Source organism: Endozoicomonas sp. SESOKO4, from assembly GCF_024606275.1.
On record NZ_JAHHPS010000139.1, the window covers coordinates 13337 to 29416 of the forward strand.

Genomic DNA, 16080 nt, shown 5'->3' on the forward strand with positions numbered 1-16080 from the left:
GCTTATAAATAACCTGTGAATAGTTATCTTTTCAGGGAAGAGAATGTTGCAGGTTATGAATTCAGTGTTGTTGATTGGAGACCGTTCGTCTCGACTATCTGTTTTGAACCGTGCACTGAATGAGTTTGGTTATGAAGTCATTGAGCGACAAGAACAGAATGAGGACCTGCTGACCCTTGTCTCCAGCCTCTTGCCCGATATTCTGGTGATTGGTCTGGATAAACCTGCCCCTTCGCTTTTGGAAAAGCTCGCTTTGATCAGTAAGGCTTCTCCACTTCCTGTCGTCATGTTTGTAGAGCAAACCACAGAGAATATCGTCCAGCAAGCTATTCGATCCGGTGTTAATGCCTATATCGTGGCTGACCTTCAGCCACAACGTCTCAAAACTATTATTGACGTAGCCGTTGCCCGCTTTCAGGAATACCAGTCATTGAAAGATGAGCTGGTGCAGACCCGGAGTCGTCTGGAAGATCGAAAGATATTGGACAGGGCCAAGGGTTTGCTGATGACCAGGCAAGGGATTAGTGAAGACCTGGCATATAAAAAGTTAAGAAAGATGGCTATGGATAACGGCAAAACTGTGGCGGCTGTGGCTAGAAATGTCATTGATGTTTTCAACATGTTAGAAGAAAAAACGTCATGATCGGAAGGTTGCACGTTGTTGGTGCGCATTTTCACTGCGATGCACCAAGCTGAAATAAAATGAAAGAAAATTCAAAAAATAAGCATAGTTAGAGACTGAAAATAGTTGGCATGAAGAATGCTTTAAGTTAGCTACAACAATAAAAAATGTTCCTGCCAAGGGTGGCAGGAGCAGGCATTCACAACAAAGGCGTTGTGAAAGAGAGCAAAGGCGCTCACCGCTGTCTGGAAGAATTTCCAGGCCGCGGTGGGCGCTTTTTTTTTTTACACGGATGTACTGTATCCCTGAAATGCAAGACGACAGGATGTGGGTGTCAGAGCGAAGCAGGCGCCAGAGCCGAGGAGCCATTTTCAGGGAGCGGTGCAGAATAATAAATCTTTAGGTAGCAGGGCTGTGAGCTATCAGTAGAGATGTCGGGAGTAATGAATGAAGTGGTTTAAACCCTTAAAGTCGGTCGCACTGAGTGCTCTGATTAGCGTCAGTGGTCTTGTATCGATGCAGGCAAAGGCTGAGTTGGGCTATCCAGAAAAAGAAGAGCTGAGGTTTGGTTTCATCAAACTGACGGACATGGCTCCCATAGCCATCGCCTACGAAAAAGGCTACTTCGAAGATGAAGGTCTGTACGTCACGATTGAAGCTCAGGCAAACTGGAAAGTGTTACTCGATGGTGTCATCGATGGCAGGCTCGATGGTGCGCACATGTTGGCCGGTCAGCCGATTGCTGCAACTATGGGTTATGGGACAAAAGCAGAAATCATCACTCCGTTTTCAATGGATCTGAATGGTAATGGTATCACCGTTTCCAATGAAATCTGGAAGCAGATGAAACCGAATATTCCCAAGCGGGCAGACGGCAAGCCCCAGCATCCCATCAAAGCCGACGCCCTAAAGCCGGTTGTGGAAAAGTACAAGGACGAGGGCAAACCCTTCAACATGGGCATGGTCTTTCCGGTATCCACACATAACTATGAACTAAGGTACTGGTTGGCAGCAGGTGGTATTCATCCCGGATATTATGCCCCGCACAAGGGAGATACCTCAGGTCAGATTAATGCTGACGCACTGCTCTCTGTGACCCCGCCACCCCAGATGCCAGCCACAATGGAAGCAGGCACTATCTATGGTTACTGTGTAGGTGAGCCCTGGAACCAGCAGGCTGTCTTCAAAAACATCGGTGTTCCTGTGGTTACGGATTACGAGATCTGGAAAGACAATCCGGAGAAAGTGTTCGGTATTACCAAAGCCTTTGCCGAGAAATATCCCAACACCACGATTCGTCTGACCCGTGCACTGATCCGTGCCGCTAAATGGCTGGATGAAAACAACAACGCCAACCGTCCAGAGGCTGTGAAGATACTTTCTCAGTCTAATTATGTTGGTGCTGACTACGATGTTATTGCCAATAGCATGACAGGGACTTTCGAATATGAGAAAGGCGACAAACGTGAGGTACCGGATTTCAACGTCTTCTTCCGTTATAACGCTACTTATCCCTACTACTCTGATGCGATCTGGTATCTGACCCAGATGCGTCGCTGGGGACAGATTTCTGAAGACAAACCCGATGCCTGGTACGTCGACATTGCCAAGAAGGTTTATCGTCCGGACATCTACGAAGCAGCTGCCAGGTCCCTGATTAAAGACAAACTGGCCAAGGTCAGTGACTTCCCGAATTTTGCTGAAGAAGACGGGTTCAGAAATCCACAGACTCACTTCATTGACGGTATCGTATACAACGGCAAGAAACCTAATGAGTACATCAACAAGTTCAGTATTGGTCTGAAGCAGGGCGACAAGATCTGATTTTGTCGTGCATGGAACAACCTTTTGGGTTGATCCATGCAAGCTCGGACTGAATTGTCCGCTCAGGCTGTTTGGGGGAGAGAACAAACATGACAACTGAAACTGCGTTGGCCAATAACAACATCAATAAGCCAATTATTTCCGAAAGTCTTAAAACAACAATAACAAAAACCTTTAAAACCCTGCTGATTCCTTTTGCCGGCATCCTGGTCTTTCTGATGATCTGGGCAGGAGCGGCCAGCAAGATTGATACATCACTGGGCAAATTTCCCGGACCGTCGGCAGTCTGGGAGCAAATGGGGTCGCTTTATGAAGAGCACAGCGCTGAACGAGTGAAAGAGCAGGCCTTCTATGAGCGACAAGAGAAGCGTATTGAAGCCAGACTGGCGAAGGACCCGGATTACGTACCCAAAGTTCGTGCCTACACCGGTAAAGAAACGTTTCCAGACCAGATCTTCACCAGCCTTATCACTGTGCTGAGTGGATTTGTCCTGGCAGCAGTCATCGCCATACCCCTGGGGATTGCCATAGGACTGAATAAAACCCTGAATGCGGCAGTGAATCCTGTTATTCAGATTTTTAAACCGGTTTCTCCTCTGGCTTGGCTACCTTTGGTGACCATGGTCGTCAGTGCTGTTTATATCAGTCCTGACCCTTTGGTAGCCAAGTCCTTTTTAAATTCTATGATTACCGTCACGCTCTGTTGTCTGTGGCCCATGGTAATCAACACTTCAGTGGGCGTTTCTTCTATTGAGAAGGATCTGGTGAATGTCAGTCGTGTGCTGAGACTGCCAGCCTTGAAGCATGTGCAGAAAATTGTTCTGCCCGCTTCCATTCCGATGATTTTCACCGGTATGAGATTGTCCTTAGGGGTTGCCTGGATGGTTCTGATCGCCGCAGAAATGCTGGCTCAGAACCCCGGTCTTGGAAAGTTCGTCTGGGATGAGTTCCAAAATGGCAGCTCAAACTCTCTGGCCCGGATTATGGTGGCGGTTATCGTCATCGGGTTTATCGGTTTTCTGTTGGATCGCACCATGCTTCAGCTGCAGCGTTTTGTCTCCTGGGACAAGGCCGGCACAGCCAGTTAATTCAACACGGAGGTGAAACAGACATGAACGCTCAAAAAGCAGCCAGCACTTTATTGGATATCAGCCATATCGACATGGTGTTTGATACGCCAAAAGGTCCATTCACGGCACTGAAAGGAGTGGACCTGAAGATCAGCAAAGGAGAATTTGTTTCGCTGATTGGCCATTCGGGTTGTGGTAAGTCAACAGTACTGAACATTGTTGCCGGGCTATACCAGGCCACTACCGGAGGCGTAGTCCTTAACGGTAAAGAAGTCAGGGAACCGGGGCCGGAAAGAGCCGTCGTGTTCCAGAATCATTCTCTGTTGCCCTGGCTGACAGCCTATCAGAACGTTGAGCTTGCAGTTAAGCAGGTCTTCGGACGCTCAAAAAGCAAGTCTGAAACCAAAGAATGGATAGAGCATAACCTGGAGCTGGTGCATATGGAGCACGCTATGCACAAGCGACCGGATGAAATTTCCGGGGGCATGAAGCAGCGTGTCGGCATTGCCAGGGCTCTCTCCATGCAGCCGGAAATTTTGCTGATGGATGAACCCTTCGGTGCCCTCGATGCCCTGACCCGGGCTCATATGCAGGACTCTTTGATGGAGATCCAGCAGGAGCTGAACAACACCGTCATCATGATTACCCATGATGTGGATGAAGCGGTGTTGCTGTCTGATCGCATCGTCATGATGACCAATGGGCCAGAAGCCACCATTGGTGAAATTCTTGACATCAATCTGGAACGTCCCAGAGATCGTCTGGCTCTGGCAGAAGACCTTGAGTACACCCGCCTGCGCTCAGAAGTATTGAAGTTCCTCTATGAGAAACAACGCAAGGTGGAAAACATCAGCAAGCATAAAAAGAAAAAAGAAGCTTCCGGCAGTAAGAAAAGCTTTCAGGCTGCGTAGTATCCGAAGGGATAAAAACGCAGCTCAATCAACAATAACAACAATAAATCAGCAATGAGCGAGAGAAATAATTTTTTGTCGCCCCGGCGATAAAAGATTTTTCACAACAAAAAAACGGAGTTTAAGTCCTTGAAACACACAAAGGTAACACTACTGGCAGCAGCTATTGCGGGGGCAGCGGCTGTCTCAACAACTCACGTACAGGCCGATGAATTCATAGAAGCGCTTACTGGCGGGGAGGCGTTTGGTGACTTCAGGCTCAGATACGAGACGGTTGATCAAGACAAAAAGTTAAATCTGAAAGATGCTAAAGCACTGACGCTTCGGTCTCGATTGGGATACAAGACAGGTGATTATTATGGCTTTTCTGGCCTTTTGGAATTTGAAGACTCAAGGTCCATAGCGGGTATTGATGATTACAATGATACGGTTGGCAATGGTACTGACTATTCTGTGATTGCTGACCCGGGAGTCACGGAAGTCGATCAGGCGTTTATTCAATATAAAATGGAAGGGTTGACTGCAAAGCTCGGCAGACAGGTCATCGCTTACGACAATCAACGTTTTGTAGGGCATGTGGGCTGGCGACAGGATCGACAAACCTTTAATGCCCTTAGCGCTGATTATATGCCTGTTGAAGGATTGTCACTGAAGTATGCTTACATCAACAAACGCAACCGGATTTTTGCAGAAGAAAAGGATCTGAGATCCAAGGATCATTTGCTCAATGCTTCTTATGCAACACCGTTAGGAAAGCTTACCGGTTATGCATACTTGCTTGACTGGGAAGAAGATAATACCGACAAGATGCTGGATACATACGGCGTGCGACTCTCAGGTTCGGCAGATGTTAGTGACCTGAAAATCCTATACACCGGAGAGTTTGCCACTCAGGAGTCAGAATCAGGTTCAAATAAATACGATGCCAATTTCTACTTAGTCGAGGGTGGAGTAGTAATATTTGGTATTACTACCAAAGTGGGTTATGAAGTGCTGGGTTCCGATGATGGTAATTATGGATTCTCGACACCACTGGCTACCGCTCATAAGTTCAATGGCTGGACAGATCAGTTCCTGAAAACTCCGGGCGAGGGTCTTAAAGATCTTTATGCTTCGGTGGGTGGCAAGCTCTTTGGTGGTAAGTGGTCGGTTACCTATCACGACTTTACTGCTGACGAAGAGACCGCCACTGTCGAAGATCTGGGTAAAGAGATCGACCTGGTTTACAGCAAGAAGTTTGGGAAGCACTATAACGCAGGTGTGAAATACGCAACCTATACAGCAGGCGATGATGATGCTGGCAAGGTCGATACCGATAAATTCTGGTTGTGGGTGGGCTTAAGTTTCTAACATTAGCAAAGAGGGAAGCTTGAGCTTCCCTTTTGCATAATAGGTGCAAGTTTACGTGAAGAGGAGGTGTTTGATCATTTTACTGAAAGATGAGTCTGTTATTCTGACCTCTCAACTCAGGAAGTATCGCTATGACTTTTCAAACGAATTCTGCCATCAAACCCAGAATGATGGGCTCTGTGCCTGTTCTTGAAATCGACAACCCTTTTGCCAACGCCATGATTTCATTACAAGGGGGACAGGTTTTGAGTTATCAGCCAAAAGGTCAGGAGAAAGTCCTCTGGATGAGCCCACTGGCAGATATGACAGAGGGAAAAGCGATTCGTGGTGGTGTGCCCGTTTGCTGGCCATGGTTTGGTTCCAGAAAGGAAGGAGGCCCCAATCATGGTTTTGCCCGTACAAAACTTTGGCAATATGAGTTGAGTGAAACGCTGGACAATGACAAGACCAGAGTCGTGTTGTCTTTGCCCATCGACGGTGTTCAAGAATGGGATGGGAAAGCAGGCCTGGGTATAGATATTATTGTTGGAGAAACACTGAGAATCAGTCTGACCTCCAGAAACAATGGCTCCAGGAAGGTTCAAATAAGTCAGGCGTTGCATACTTATTTTAGTGTTTCAAATACGGATCTGATCTGGATTGAAGGACTGGATGGGAAACGTTACCTGGATGAGACCGACGAGAGCAGAGCTTTTATTCAGGAAGGCGAAGTGATCATCGAGGGTGAGGTTGACAGAACCTATATTGATGACAACGAAACCTGCATCCTGCATGATCCCGGTATTGGAAGAAAAATCACTATCAAAAAATCCGGTAGCAACGGCACAGTTGTCTGGAACCCGGGGCCTGTTCGGGCAGAAAAAATGCACGACGTGCCTACTTTTGATTACAAGTCTATGGTTTGTGTGGAAACGATAACCTTGCCTCAGGTTCCTGTCGAGTTGGAGCCGGGGCAGAGTCATGTTTTGATGGCTGAGATTTTTGTGGGGTGATTGGGGGGGGGGATCGTGCCCTCAGGTTTTTTGAGGGCTTTTTCAGACTCAGTTATCCCAGTTAGCGTTTCTTCTACCCAATGAATCAAGTGTAAGGTTTCCATCAGCGGCCTGTGCACCTTGAGGCGTGGCAGTCAGTGTATATCCATTTTGACAGCCATTCACAGCACAGGCAGCAGAAACAGAATACCATCCATCCTCAGTCATAAATGGACTATTTGCATGGCCAAGTGCCGTCATATCGGTTGTATAGACTTTATTATCTAAAAAAAACTGCTCCTGTTGACCTGCGGCTTGCAGCAAAGCTGTTTGTCCTTCTGATCTTCTTCCATCGGTGAGAAAGGCTTGATAGCTGGGAAACGCTATTGCAGCCAAAATGCCTATGATTGCAACTACAACCATAAGTTCTATTAGTGTAAAGCCATTAAATCTGTTCATTGTATTTTGATTATTGTTCATCATTACTTCTTCATTGCTGCTCTACCCAGCCGTAGCGATATAATCCTATTTCGCTTGGGATACCATTATATCCGGTATTTAAGTCAACAAGATTTTCTCCGGCACCCGGTGAAAAGATGGTGGCATCACCGGGTGTGCCGATGACGGATAAGGCTGTTTTTCTAACCCAGTTACTATCTTCTTGTCGGATTGCACTGGCAGTGTGTAAATTCAGGACATAAAAATAACTACTCCCTACACCCGGAGTACAAATATTGGCTCCAGGATTGCTGGATGGTGAGTAGGTACTGAAAAGAAGTTGTCCTCCATACACTTGCCCTGTCGTTGTTGTTTTCTCTCCAGAAGTCTCAAGCTGAATATACCAGCCATAGGAACCAGCCAGTTGACTCAAAGCTTCCTGTTGCTCAATAGCTGTGCCTGTCTGAATGGTATTGGCTGTTGCATTATACAAATCAGAATGCCTTATTGTTGCTGGAGGTGTGGTGCATCCACTGCAGTCTCCGGATTTGTAGTAACGATAAAACAGGTTTTTATCTCTGAGAACATAGTAGTGATCAAGATTTGTTTCTGTAAGTGGGTTGGCACGGTTACCAGTTCCAAGGACAACAGCATCGTAGGCTTCGCCTCTGTGGACAGTTCTAACTATCTCAGGCTGATACATAAACCTCTTGTCATCAGTTGAATCGGGTGAAGGCTTGTTGCTTGGGGCATCAGCTCCCAGCTCTGCAAATTTAAAGATTGACCAGATCGCCAGTTCATCACCCTCATCATTGTAGTCTTTCCCGATATCAATTCGGAAAACATTTCCTCCTGAATCAGGCACATAAACCCTGTCAACCAGACCATCACCATTGCTGTCCAATACAGCGGGAGGTGAAGGTATACTCCATTTTAAATCACTGTATTCAAAACGCGTTGCGTCGTTGTCATTGGTATCATCTGTGTCGGGAGCAGTGAACGACTTTATAAGGCTGCCGGTTGCAGCATCAACAAAGTAAATACCACGTCCTCTGGTTGAGTAATAGCGTTCATATCTGGTCTCACCATTTGAGTCGACGATTTCCTCTCCTGTGCGATCATCGTCTTTACCATTAATTCCGTCACCGTCGTATCCTGCGCCTATAGCTAATGCGTATTTATAATATATGGTTTTTGTAGCTGTACTTCCGGAAACTGTCTCTTCCACGAATCGGTGGCCAGGTAAGATAACAGGAACTGGAGGTGCCCAGCTCTGGCCCATTTCCTCAAAGCCAGGAGTTGAATTATCAATTCTCCACAAGAGTATTGGTGGTGCTTCCGGGTCTGTTACATCAAACGCATAGTAACTTGTGCCTCCACGCCTCATGCCGAAGAACAAGATCATTCGGTCTTTGTCAGTTTTCTTGATACTACCGTCGTTGTTTGTATCAATGCGCAATAAACTTATCTGACCATCCAGTCCGTAAGGGTGAGGTACATCATCAAGATTTTCATAGAGTGACGGAACGATAGGAGCACTTTCTTTGGCAAAGAATGACCAATTTTCTCTAACAGTATTTCCTTGATCTTCTATAAAGTGGAGCTGCCCAAAGTTGGTACCAAACACTATTCGTATATCAGGGTTGGTTTGCGTATAGGCATTGGTTCTCGCTCCATAGTTCAATGTTACAGGTCTGGAGTGGAGAATATCTCCCAATACCCACTCTCTGTTAGATCCGCTGGCATCAATTCCACCCTTTAGCCAGCTAATCAGATTTTGCGCGCTATAGGTCTTGCCTGAAGCAATGTTAAAACTTGAAGCGGGAATGTTATCAAGAGAGCTAATTTGCTCGGAGCCATCGGAGGTAACAATATTTGTATAGAATGAACCTCGGCTGGAACGCAGTTGTTCACCCAGACCACCACTTTCTACCTGATCACCATCATTGATTGTTCCCCAGAAGGTAGAAGCGCCATCATCAATTTGACTGGAACCCTCTTTCAAAGCCTGATCGCATCCGCGATCAACGACAGTGCCTACGTTATGGTCATCGCCATTTCCACATCCGGGGGTGTCTGTCTGAGACTTGAAGACTTTCAGTTTTTTGATATTTCCCGTCCAACGGGATGATTCTGAAGGCAGGAACATAGAATAGTAGGCATTATCAAGAGTTTCTGTTCTGTTAAAGCTGTTAACAGCGACAGCAGGTGATACAAATGTACTACTTCGCTTCAAGATTTCTTTGATTGCACCTTCGAAAGCCGAGGCTATATCATCAACGGCTATACAGCCAGATTCTGAGTCTGTATTGCTACCAACTGTCGTATAACAGACACCATTACCGTCTCTGGCAGTGTCGTAGAGTAAACTTTGGTCTGTAGCAAAACCGATTGTGTAAGTGTAGGCTTTCTGAGTACCCGTAGATGAGTTTCTGTCTAAGCCAGATTTCCCGGGATTTGCGAGGTACTTTGCAAGTTTAGGTAAACAGTTCTCACGCATTTTTCCTTCATAATCTTTATATCTATCACAGGTTGCAATTCGATCCGTTCCATTGATTCTCAAATTTTTTATAGCACTGTTTCTGGAGCCGTCTTGAGAGGGTTCGCCATCAGTCATGTAGATAACATACAAATTCTGGCAGCTTCTGATAGGAGAAATGTAATTGCCGTTGGACTCTACTGAGGTATCTCTATCTGAAGAGTTTTTGCCAAAGTAAACAGACTCTCCAGTAAGGTATCGATAAACTTCATAAAAAGTATCACAGAGTGGAGTCCATGTTTTAGCTTCAATGCTTCCTACTAAATTGATCAAATCTTTATTTTCTTTTGGCTCACGTTTTTTTACACCACTGAATATGTTTCCACCATAGTTTCCATTAGAATCGTAATTTGAATTAAAAACAGACAAGCCAAAGTCGATGTCTGGGTTATCTCTAATGAGTGACTGAATAGCATCTTTAGCTAGATCTATTTTTAATTTTGTTGTGCCAGGAGCTTGATTGCCCATACTTCCTGAATTATCAAAAATGACAAGTACTTGAGGGCGTTCATTATTACTTATGTTACCACCAATAAAAATATCAGTGTCATCAGCACTAACCATAGCGGTAATCAAAAATAAACTTGAAAACGAAAGCCTTCTTACTATTGATGAAATATAATTCTTGGTTTTAAACAGGTTCATACGTCTAGTACTTTATTTTAATTTGACCTAGTTTGACTGAAAGTTGTCACCTACCGTGACAGTACGACCTTCATCAAGGCCAAATGTTGAACCGCTTTGGTCGCCCAGTAATCCCTTGTAGCTATTCATCGCAATCGAAGTTCGAATCCCGGACTGCTCCCTTTCAGCTTCCAGACGATAATATTCAACCGAATAATTACCAACGCCGCTGGCATCTTCTTTTCTGGGAGTGTTTGCTGTTGTTGTTAGATAATTAGCAGAGGTATTAGAAGCAGTGTTGCAACGATGATTCTGGATTTCAGCACTGGTTGAACCCGCAGGCGCTTCCGTTGGATTATAACTGTCTTTGGGGCTTTCCCCGGGGCACTGATTTGGTGTCAATTGATCCATACCGAGAGCATTGACTTCATTCAATTCACCTTGAGCCTGATTAAAGGTCAGTGTTTTTATTTCCGCATTTGCCAGCTTTCTGGGTGACAGGTTCGAATAGTTTACAGATGTGACAGCTACGGCAGTCAGCATAAGCAGAAATAAAAGTGAGGTAAGCAGAATCATACCTTTTTGCGACAAACGATGACTTCTATTCATGGGTAAACTACCTGTATGCCTGATTGTATAAATAGACTGTGGTACTGGCCAAGATACGGTGACGGTTGTCATTGGGTGCTGCAACTGTGATATCTCCCATCAAATAAGAACGTGTATCTTGATAGCTCGGATCATTGTCACTCGTGGTAAGAATATAAATGGTGGCTGAAATAACATTATTCCATTGGTCTGCGGTCCAATTTTGTGTATTGGCGGGCACACCTGTGTACCGATTTACCTGGCCATCCTCGTTATCGTCAAAACCTAAAACCACCCTCATGCTCTCTACATTGTTTGCAACAGTATCTGTGACAAGGCTATTGTTGACGAGTCTTGTCAACTGAAGATTGTTGTTGAAAAGATAAAAAAGGCTGAATTGATATTCCCTGATTATTTCGTCCTCTGGAGTGGCAGGTGGGATGGTTCCTCTGAAGAGTTGGCCTTGTTGAGTATTGGAAAAAATATAATTGGTATTTACCTGAAGTTGGTTGACGCCATTGGCAGGATCGAACTCCAGTGCCGGGCCTACTGCACCTTTGAATAAAATCCAGTCAGATGGAGAGCCAGCATTTGCAGTGTAATTTCCAACTTGGCCAACTGCACATCCAAGAATATCGGCAGAGGAACGACCTGCGAGAAAAGGGGTTAGCGAGTTATAAACAGCACCGAGGTTATCGCAGTCACTACCTGCCGGGTTTATAGCAAGTCCATTGGTATCCAGGCTACCTATTCCAAGACCGTTGCCGTATCCAGCTGATCGCAGGTGTTTTGATATTACTGTAAGAGCCGTTCTACTGTTGTCATTGAGATCAACTCTCTGATTACTGTCTCTTTGTATTGTGAATGTGTTGATATACAAAATACCAACACCTGCTAAAAGAAATAGAGATAGCGTCATAGCTACCATGATTTCTATCAGGGATAAGCCAGATTGGTTATGGAGTGAATTTAGTTGGCTTCTCATCATTACTCCCCCTCAGCTTATAGTTGTCTCAACAATCATCAATCTGCGTAAATCATTGGCATTGCCGCCATTATAATTTGGGCTATTTGTGCCACAGGTCTGCACGGCATTACTATCGGCTCTCTGAAACTTGCCTCTCCAGGCAATCACAAGAGTGACATCATCATCGTTGCTGACTGTTATACAGGCCGTGGGAGAAATAAGACCACCTGCGTCGTTATTGTTCAGTTGTATAGAGCTACCGAAAAGATAGGTGCTCCACTCCCAGAGGTCATAGGCTGCAAGTTGAGCGGGAGTGCAGTTGGAATTGTCCTGATTGCAGAGTGTTCCCGGCTGATTCAAGGCGGCAGCAATATTGCCCTGATAGTTAGCAAGTCCTTGGGGGTTGGCAGTCATTCTGGCCAGAATGTCGTTTGTGAGCTGAAGGGCTATTGATCTTTGCTGTACTTCCTGAACATTCTTCTGGGATTCACTGACCAGACCGGCAACACCAAGAAGGCCCACAGAGATAATGATTAATGCCACTAAGGTTTCAATCATAGTGAAACCTTTTTTCTGATGTTTGCTGTTGCCTCTTCCCTGATAAGTTCTCATCACTTTGGGCCCTCACTAACAGTAATTGCGCCGCCCGCTGATATATTTATGTTTACTTCGTTGTCCGAGTCATTGTGGTTGACGACAATGGCTGTGTTATTAATCGTTAAGCCTCTTGAGTCAAAGGTGTAGCTTGCTGAGTTGTTAGTAATATTTGTAGAGCCAACGAGAGCGGGTAGCTCCTGGATAGCGACGCCATTTGCAGAAACACTTGCTCCTCCAAGCCAACTATTGGTTGGTGTAACAACGACAGGAATTCCCCGGCTAATGGCTTCGGAACGAGCAAAATTGAGAATACTGGCAATATCCTGACCATGGGAGCGAACTCGATTATTAGCGATGGACGATTGCATGGATGGAAGTGCAACAGTCACTAATATGGCCACAATGGCTAATGTGATCATCAGCTCCACCAGTGTGAAGCCAGTCGTCTTGGTTCTGGGCTGAACATCCATGATAAAACAATTCTTGTTGTATTTATTTTTCTTCTTCTTCTCTCACACACAAGCAGTGTGCTGATCTATACATGGCCGAGTTGAACACAATGTTTTTTCAGTTAGCAGTGAATACCGATAAACGGTATTTCATCTTGATAAGCTGCTACAAATACCGACCACTTTGTACCCTGCCGAAATCTTTTATCCCTGAAAACAAAGTGCTTTTTGCCATTGGTCGGTTCAAGTGGTCTTACCATCCGGCTTTGATGCAAGGCTTTTACGGTTTGATATCAGGGGCAGCTAAAGTGCATAAAGACGATGGAAAACCTTCTTCCTGAAGTGGCGATGCAGAGAACTGATTATGGTGTTCAGACTGGTTCAAAAGCGGATAAGCAAAGCAGGGATGACGCTCCCTGAAATGCTGGTAACACTGTCTGTTTTTGCAGTTCTTATCGCTATTGCAGCTCCCTCTTTGAAAGACTTGCTGGCAGATCGTCGTGTCGCAGCACATACCCAGACACTGTTCGGCAGTATGTTGCTGGCCCGAAGTGAGGCTATTAAACGACGAAGTCCTGTTTCGATTTGCAAGTCCAGTAATGGGTCAGGGTGTGATAACTCACTGACGAACTGGAGCACAGGGTGGCTGGTGTTTGAAGATGAAGATGCTGATGGTGCTCTGGATTCGGGAGATCAGTTAATCAGGGTCTTTGAAAAAACGGATAATCTGGTTTCCATGCAGTGGAATAACGGCAATACGCTGGGTTTTAACCATCATGGGCAAGCCCGACAAGCAGGCACTTTTACTCTCTGTGAAGCCAATTCGAGTGGCTTTGAAGTCAGGCAGATAGTCCTGAGTCTCACCGGGAGAGCAAGGGTGTCAGAGTCGGGAACGTGCAACTGATTAGACTGAGAAATCTACTGAGGTGCGTATGAAAGGAAGTACACGCAACCTGCTCAACCGACTGCGTCAAAATGGGGTTAGCCTGATTGAGGTTATGGTGGCTCTGCTGGTGATATCCGTCGGTGTGTTGGGCATGGCTGGCCTGCAAACCAAAAGCCTTCAGCATAATCAGTTGGCTTATCTCCGCTCCCAGGCTGTCATTATTGTTAACGATATGATGGATCGTATTCGTGCCAATAAAACAGTCGCGGCCACAGGTAGTGATTACATTACCACGGAATTAGAGCATGTTGCTGCTGGTTGTACTACTCAGGATTTTATTAATAGTTGTGAATCTTCAGCCTGCACTGAGTCTCAGTTAGCTACCTATGATGTTCAGCAATGGAAATTCCAGATGGCCTGTCAGTTGCCAGACGCCACAGGCTCTATTGCCATGGAAGATACTTCCTCAGGTCGTGTTTATGTCATCACTCTGAAATTCAATGATTCCCGTGGTGCCCAAGCCTTACGGGAAGTGGTGTTGAGGAGTGCATTATGAATGGAGAGAGGGTAAGACAGGCAGGGTTATCGCTGGTGGAGATGATGGTCGCTCTGCTGCTGGGGCTTTTTCTTATCGCAGGTATTGGACACCTTTTTTTGACCGCCAATCGTACTTACATGCTGCAGGATGAACTCTCCCGTATTCAGGAAAATGCCCGCTTTGCTATTGATCTGATCGCAAGGGATATTCGCATGGCTGGTTCTACAGGGTGTCCTCACAGTGCGGATCTTGCCAATGCAGTATATACCAACACGGATAACCGCACCTGGATGGCGCACTTTGATAAGGGCATTTTGGGTGTTCCTGTGGCTAATCATTCCAGAGTTGATAGCAATGCTATTTCAGAGAGTGTTGTCATTCACAGGATTGACCTGGAGAGCGGGCTGAATATTGTCAGCCATAATACCGGCACAGCCAGAATGACGCTTTCGGAACCTCATAGTTTTAATCAGGGAGATCTTCTGGTTGCGGTTCGCTCTGACTGCCAGGGAGTTTCTGTTTTCAGCGCCGGAGCCAATACCACCGGCTCAACGGTCTCTCACGAATCAGCTTCCAGTGGCAACTTGTATAACTGCACCAGCCAGTTGGGTGGCAACTATAACTGTCTGACATCTGCTGCGGATGCCAGGGACGAGAGTCATACCGGCTCAGAGGTTTTTCCCCTGTCGTCTGTCGTTTACTACCTCAGGGACAGCAATGGTGTTCCGAATCTCTATCGCAGGTTTGCCGGTGAAACAGCCTCTGGCGCAATTAATTCAGCTGAAGCCCTTCTAGAAGGTGTAGAAGACTTAAGTCTGCGTTATGGCTATGACACTGACGCCGATGGCATTGCAAATCAGTACAGGACGGCTTCAGACATAGGGTTATTCAGTCTGGATTGGCAAAATGTCACCAGTGTCCGGATGGAATTACTGGTTAGAAGTTTTCAGGAAGTAACGGACACACCTCAGTCCTATTTTTTTGCCGGAAACCGAATAACCCCCACAGATAATTTTTTACGCCGATCTTTTGTGTTCACCATGGAGTTGCGGAATCGAATTCCGCAGTGAGGATCGCTCAATGAAGAGTCCGATAGAGTCCCAGCAGGGGAGTGTTTTACTGGTTAGTCTGGTGCTGCTATTGATTATTACAGTAGCAGGTATTACTTCGATCAGGGTGGCCAGTCTGGAAGAGAAAATGACCGGTAACTTCCGAAATGAACAGTTGGCCTTTCACTCTGCCGAAGTAGGCGTGCTTGAAGCTGAAAATTACGTTGCCAATACTGTTCTTTCGCTTTCCAGTTTTAATGCGGACTGCATTAATGGGCTTTGTTTCAATGGCACCCAGAGTACCGAGGTTGGAACCTGCGAAAATAGCACTGACAGACCATGGGAAGATGAGTCTGTCTGGTCCACGTCTTCAAAGCATCGGACAACTGTCATCAATCTGGAGGGAGTTTCTGCTCAGGCCAAGTACATTGTTGAGTTCCGGTGCTATCTACCCAAGGAAAGTGATGGCCCTATTCCCGACCCGGCCAGTTTTAGTGACTGGGCCCGGTTTTATCGAATTACCGTACTGGCAACAGGTGGCTCGACAGATGCCCGGGTCATGCTGCAGACCACTTACAAGAAGAATGATTAGCAAGAAGATTGACTAGCAGCCTGTCGGACTTAAGCGTCCGTAGCGAGGATTGCAAGAAATTGAGG

Annotated in this window: 16 protein-coding genes; 10 read left to right on the forward strand and 6 right to left on the reverse strand. The window is 46.0% G+C overall.

The window, feature by feature from the left end; translation table 11 throughout:
- The first annotated feature begins 43 nt into the window (after window positions 1–43).
- The 6 genes from KDK16_RS02590 (at window position 44) to KDK16_RS02615 (ending at window position 6769) form a co-directional block, all read left to right on the forward strand.
- The gene (locus KDK16_RS02590; protein ID WP_257274529.1) at window positions 44–643 is read left to right on the forward strand and encodes an ANTAR domain-containing response regulator; all 600 of its coding nucleotides are present in this window, start codon (window positions 44–46) and stop codon (window positions 641–643) included.
- A gap of 426 nt (window positions 644–1069) precedes the next feature.
- The gene (locus tag KDK16_RS02595; RefSeq protein WP_257274530.1) at window positions 1070–2446 is read left to right on the forward strand and encodes a CmpA/NrtA family ABC transporter substrate-binding protein; all 1377 of its coding nucleotides are present in this window, start codon (window positions 1070–1072) and stop codon (window positions 2444–2446) included.
- Window positions 2447–2535: 89 nt separating this feature from the next.
- Entirely contained in the window at window positions 2536–3534 is a 999-nt protein-coding gene (locus tag KDK16_RS02600) for an ABC transporter permease (RefSeq protein ID WP_257274532.1), read from the forward strand.
- A 23-nt stretch (window positions 3535–3557) separates the two neighbouring features.
- Window positions 3558–4427: an ABC transporter ATP-binding protein gene (locus KDK16_RS02605; protein ID WP_257274533.1), complete on the forward strand. Its 870-nt coding sequence runs from the start codon at window positions 3558–3560 to the stop codon at window positions 4425–4427.
- Between the two features lie 129 nt (window positions 4428–4556).
- Window positions 4557–5777: an alginate export family protein gene (locus KDK16_RS02610; protein WP_257274535.1), complete on the forward strand. Its 1221-nt coding sequence runs from the start codon at window positions 4557–4559 to the stop codon at window positions 5775–5777.
- A gap of 131 nt (window positions 5778–5908) precedes the next feature.
- On the forward strand, window positions 5909–6769 hold the full coding sequence (locus KDK16_RS02615) for a D-hexose-6-phosphate mutarotase (RefSeq protein ID WP_257274537.1): 861 nt from the start codon (window positions 5909–5911) through the stop codon (window positions 6767–6769).
- A 48-nt stretch (window positions 6770–6817) separates the two neighbouring features.
- Here KDK16_RS02615 and KDK16_RS02620 read toward each other — a convergent pair whose 3' ends face one another.
- From KDK16_RS02620 to KDK16_RS02645, 6 genes are read right to left on the reverse strand one after another with little or no spacing between them, the layout of a single operon-like run.
- Window positions 6818–7231, reverse strand: a complete 414-nt coding sequence (locus tag KDK16_RS02620; protein WP_306670698.1) for a type IV pilin protein — start codon at window positions 7229–7231, stop codon at window positions 6818–6820.
- Between the two features lie 7 nt (window positions 7232–7238).
- On the reverse strand, window positions 7239–10370 hold the full coding sequence (locus KDK16_RS02625) for a hypothetical protein (protein WP_257274539.1): 3132 nt from the start codon (window positions 10368–10370) through the stop codon (window positions 7239–7241).
- A 27-nt stretch (window positions 10371–10397) separates the two neighbouring features.
- Window positions 10398–10958 (reverse strand): hypothetical protein, encoded by a 561-nt coding sequence (locus KDK16_RS02630; RefSeq protein WP_257274540.1) that lies wholly within the window; start codon window positions 10956–10958, stop codon window positions 10398–10400.
- 7 nt (window positions 10959–10965) lie between these two features.
- Complete coding sequence (locus KDK16_RS02635; RefSeq protein WP_257274541.1) at window positions 10966–11925, reverse strand: PilW family protein; 960 nt, start codon at window positions 11923–11925, stop codon at window positions 10966–10968.
- Window positions 11926–11934: 9 nt separating this feature from the next.
- On the reverse strand, window positions 11935–12516 hold the full coding sequence (gene pilV, locus KDK16_RS02640) for a type IV pilus modification protein PilV (RefSeq protein WP_257274549.1): 582 nt from the start codon (window positions 12514–12516) through the stop codon (window positions 11935–11937).
- Window positions 12516–12971: a GspH/FimT family pseudopilin gene (locus tag KDK16_RS02645; protein ID WP_257274543.1), complete on the reverse strand. Its 456-nt coding sequence runs from the start codon at window positions 12969–12971 to the stop codon at window positions 12516–12518. The genes pilV (KDK16_RS02640) and KDK16_RS02645 overlap by 1 nt, the downstream gene beginning before the upstream one ends.
- A gap of 343 nt (window positions 12972–13314) precedes the next feature.
- Between KDK16_RS02645 and KDK16_RS02650 the strand changes: the two genes are divergently transcribed.
- From KDK16_RS02650 to KDK16_RS02665, 4 genes are read left to right on the forward strand one after another with little or no spacing between them, the layout of a single operon-like run.
- A complete protein-coding gene (locus KDK16_RS02650) occupies window positions 13315–13854 on the forward strand; it encodes a GspH/FimT family pseudopilin (RefSeq protein ID WP_257274544.1) in 540 nt (179 codons plus the stop codon).
- A gap of 28 nt (window positions 13855–13882) precedes the next feature.
- Window positions 13883–14392 carry a type IV pilus modification protein PilV gene (pilV, locus tag KDK16_RS02655; RefSeq protein WP_257274545.1) on the forward strand — a complete coding sequence of 170 codons (510 nt, stop codon included), beginning with the start codon at window positions 13883–13885 and terminating at the stop codon, window positions 14390–14392.
- A complete protein-coding gene (locus KDK16_RS02660; RefSeq protein WP_257274546.1) occupies window positions 14389–15444 on the forward strand; it encodes a PilW family protein in 1056 nt (351 codons plus the stop codon). Before pilV (KDK16_RS02655) ends, KDK16_RS02660 begins: the two co-directional genes overlap by 4 nt.
- A gap of 10 nt (window positions 15445–15454) precedes the next feature.
- The gene (locus KDK16_RS02665) at window positions 15455–16015 is read left to right on the forward strand and encodes a PilX N-terminal domain-containing pilus assembly protein (protein ID WP_257274547.1); all 561 of its coding nucleotides are present in this window, start codon (window positions 15455–15457) and stop codon (window positions 16013–16015) included.
- The last annotated feature ends 65 nt before the right edge of the window (window positions 16016–16080 follow it).

Coding starts and splice junctions, on each gene's coding strand:
- KDK16_RS02595 (WP_257274530.1), top strand. CDS start 1,070: ATGAAGTGGTTTAAACCCTTAAAGTCGGTCGCACTGAGTGCTCTGATT.
- KDK16_RS02630 (WP_257274540.1), bottom strand. CDS start 10,958: ATGAATAGAAGTCATCGTTTGTCGCAAAAAGGTATGATTCTGCTTACC.
- KDK16_RS02615 (WP_257274537.1), top strand. CDS start 5,909: ATGACTTTTCAAACGAATTCTGCCATCAAACCCAGAATGATGGGCTCT.
- KDK16_RS02660 (WP_257274546.1), top strand. CDS start 14,389: ATGAATGGAGAGAGGGTAAGACAGGCAGGGTTATCGCTGGTGGAGATG.
- KDK16_RS02600 (WP_257274532.1), top strand. CDS start 2,536: ATGACAACTGAAACTGCGTTGGCCAATAACAACATCAATAAGCCAATT.
- KDK16_RS02590 (WP_257274529.1), top strand. CDS start 44: ATGTTGCAGGTTATGAATTCAGTGTTGTTGATTGGAGACCGTTCGTCT.
- pilV (WP_257274549.1), bottom strand. CDS start 12,516: ATGAGAACTTATCAGGGAAGAGGCAACAGCAAACATCAGAAAAAAGGT.
- KDK16_RS02625 (WP_257274539.1), bottom strand. CDS start 10,370: ATGAACCTGTTTAAAACCAAGAATTATATTTCATCAATAGTAAGAAGG.
- KDK16_RS02635 (WP_257274541.1), bottom strand. CDS start 11,925: ATGATGAGAAGCCAACTAAATTCACTCCATAACCAATCTGGCTTATCC.
- pilV (WP_257274545.1), top strand. CDS start 13,883: ATGAAAGGAAGTACACGCAACCTGCTCAACCGACTGCGTCAAAATGGG.
- KDK16_RS02645 (WP_257274543.1), bottom strand. CDS start 12,971: ATGGATGTTCAGCCCAGAACCAAGACGACTGGCTTCACACTGGTGGAG.
- KDK16_RS02665 (WP_257274547.1), top strand. CDS start 15,455: ATGAAGAGTCCGATAGAGTCCCAGCAGGGGAGTGTTTTACTGGTTAGT.
- KDK16_RS02605 (WP_257274533.1), top strand. CDS start 3,558: ATGAACGCTCAAAAAGCAGCCAGCACTTTATTGGATATCAGCCATATC.
- KDK16_RS02620 (WP_306670698.1), bottom strand. CDS start 7,231: ATGATGAACAATAATCAAAATACAATGAACAGATTTAATGGCTTTACA.
- KDK16_RS02650 (WP_257274544.1), top strand. CDS start 13,315: ATGGTGTTCAGACTGGTTCAAAAGCGGATAAGCAAAGCAGGGATGACG.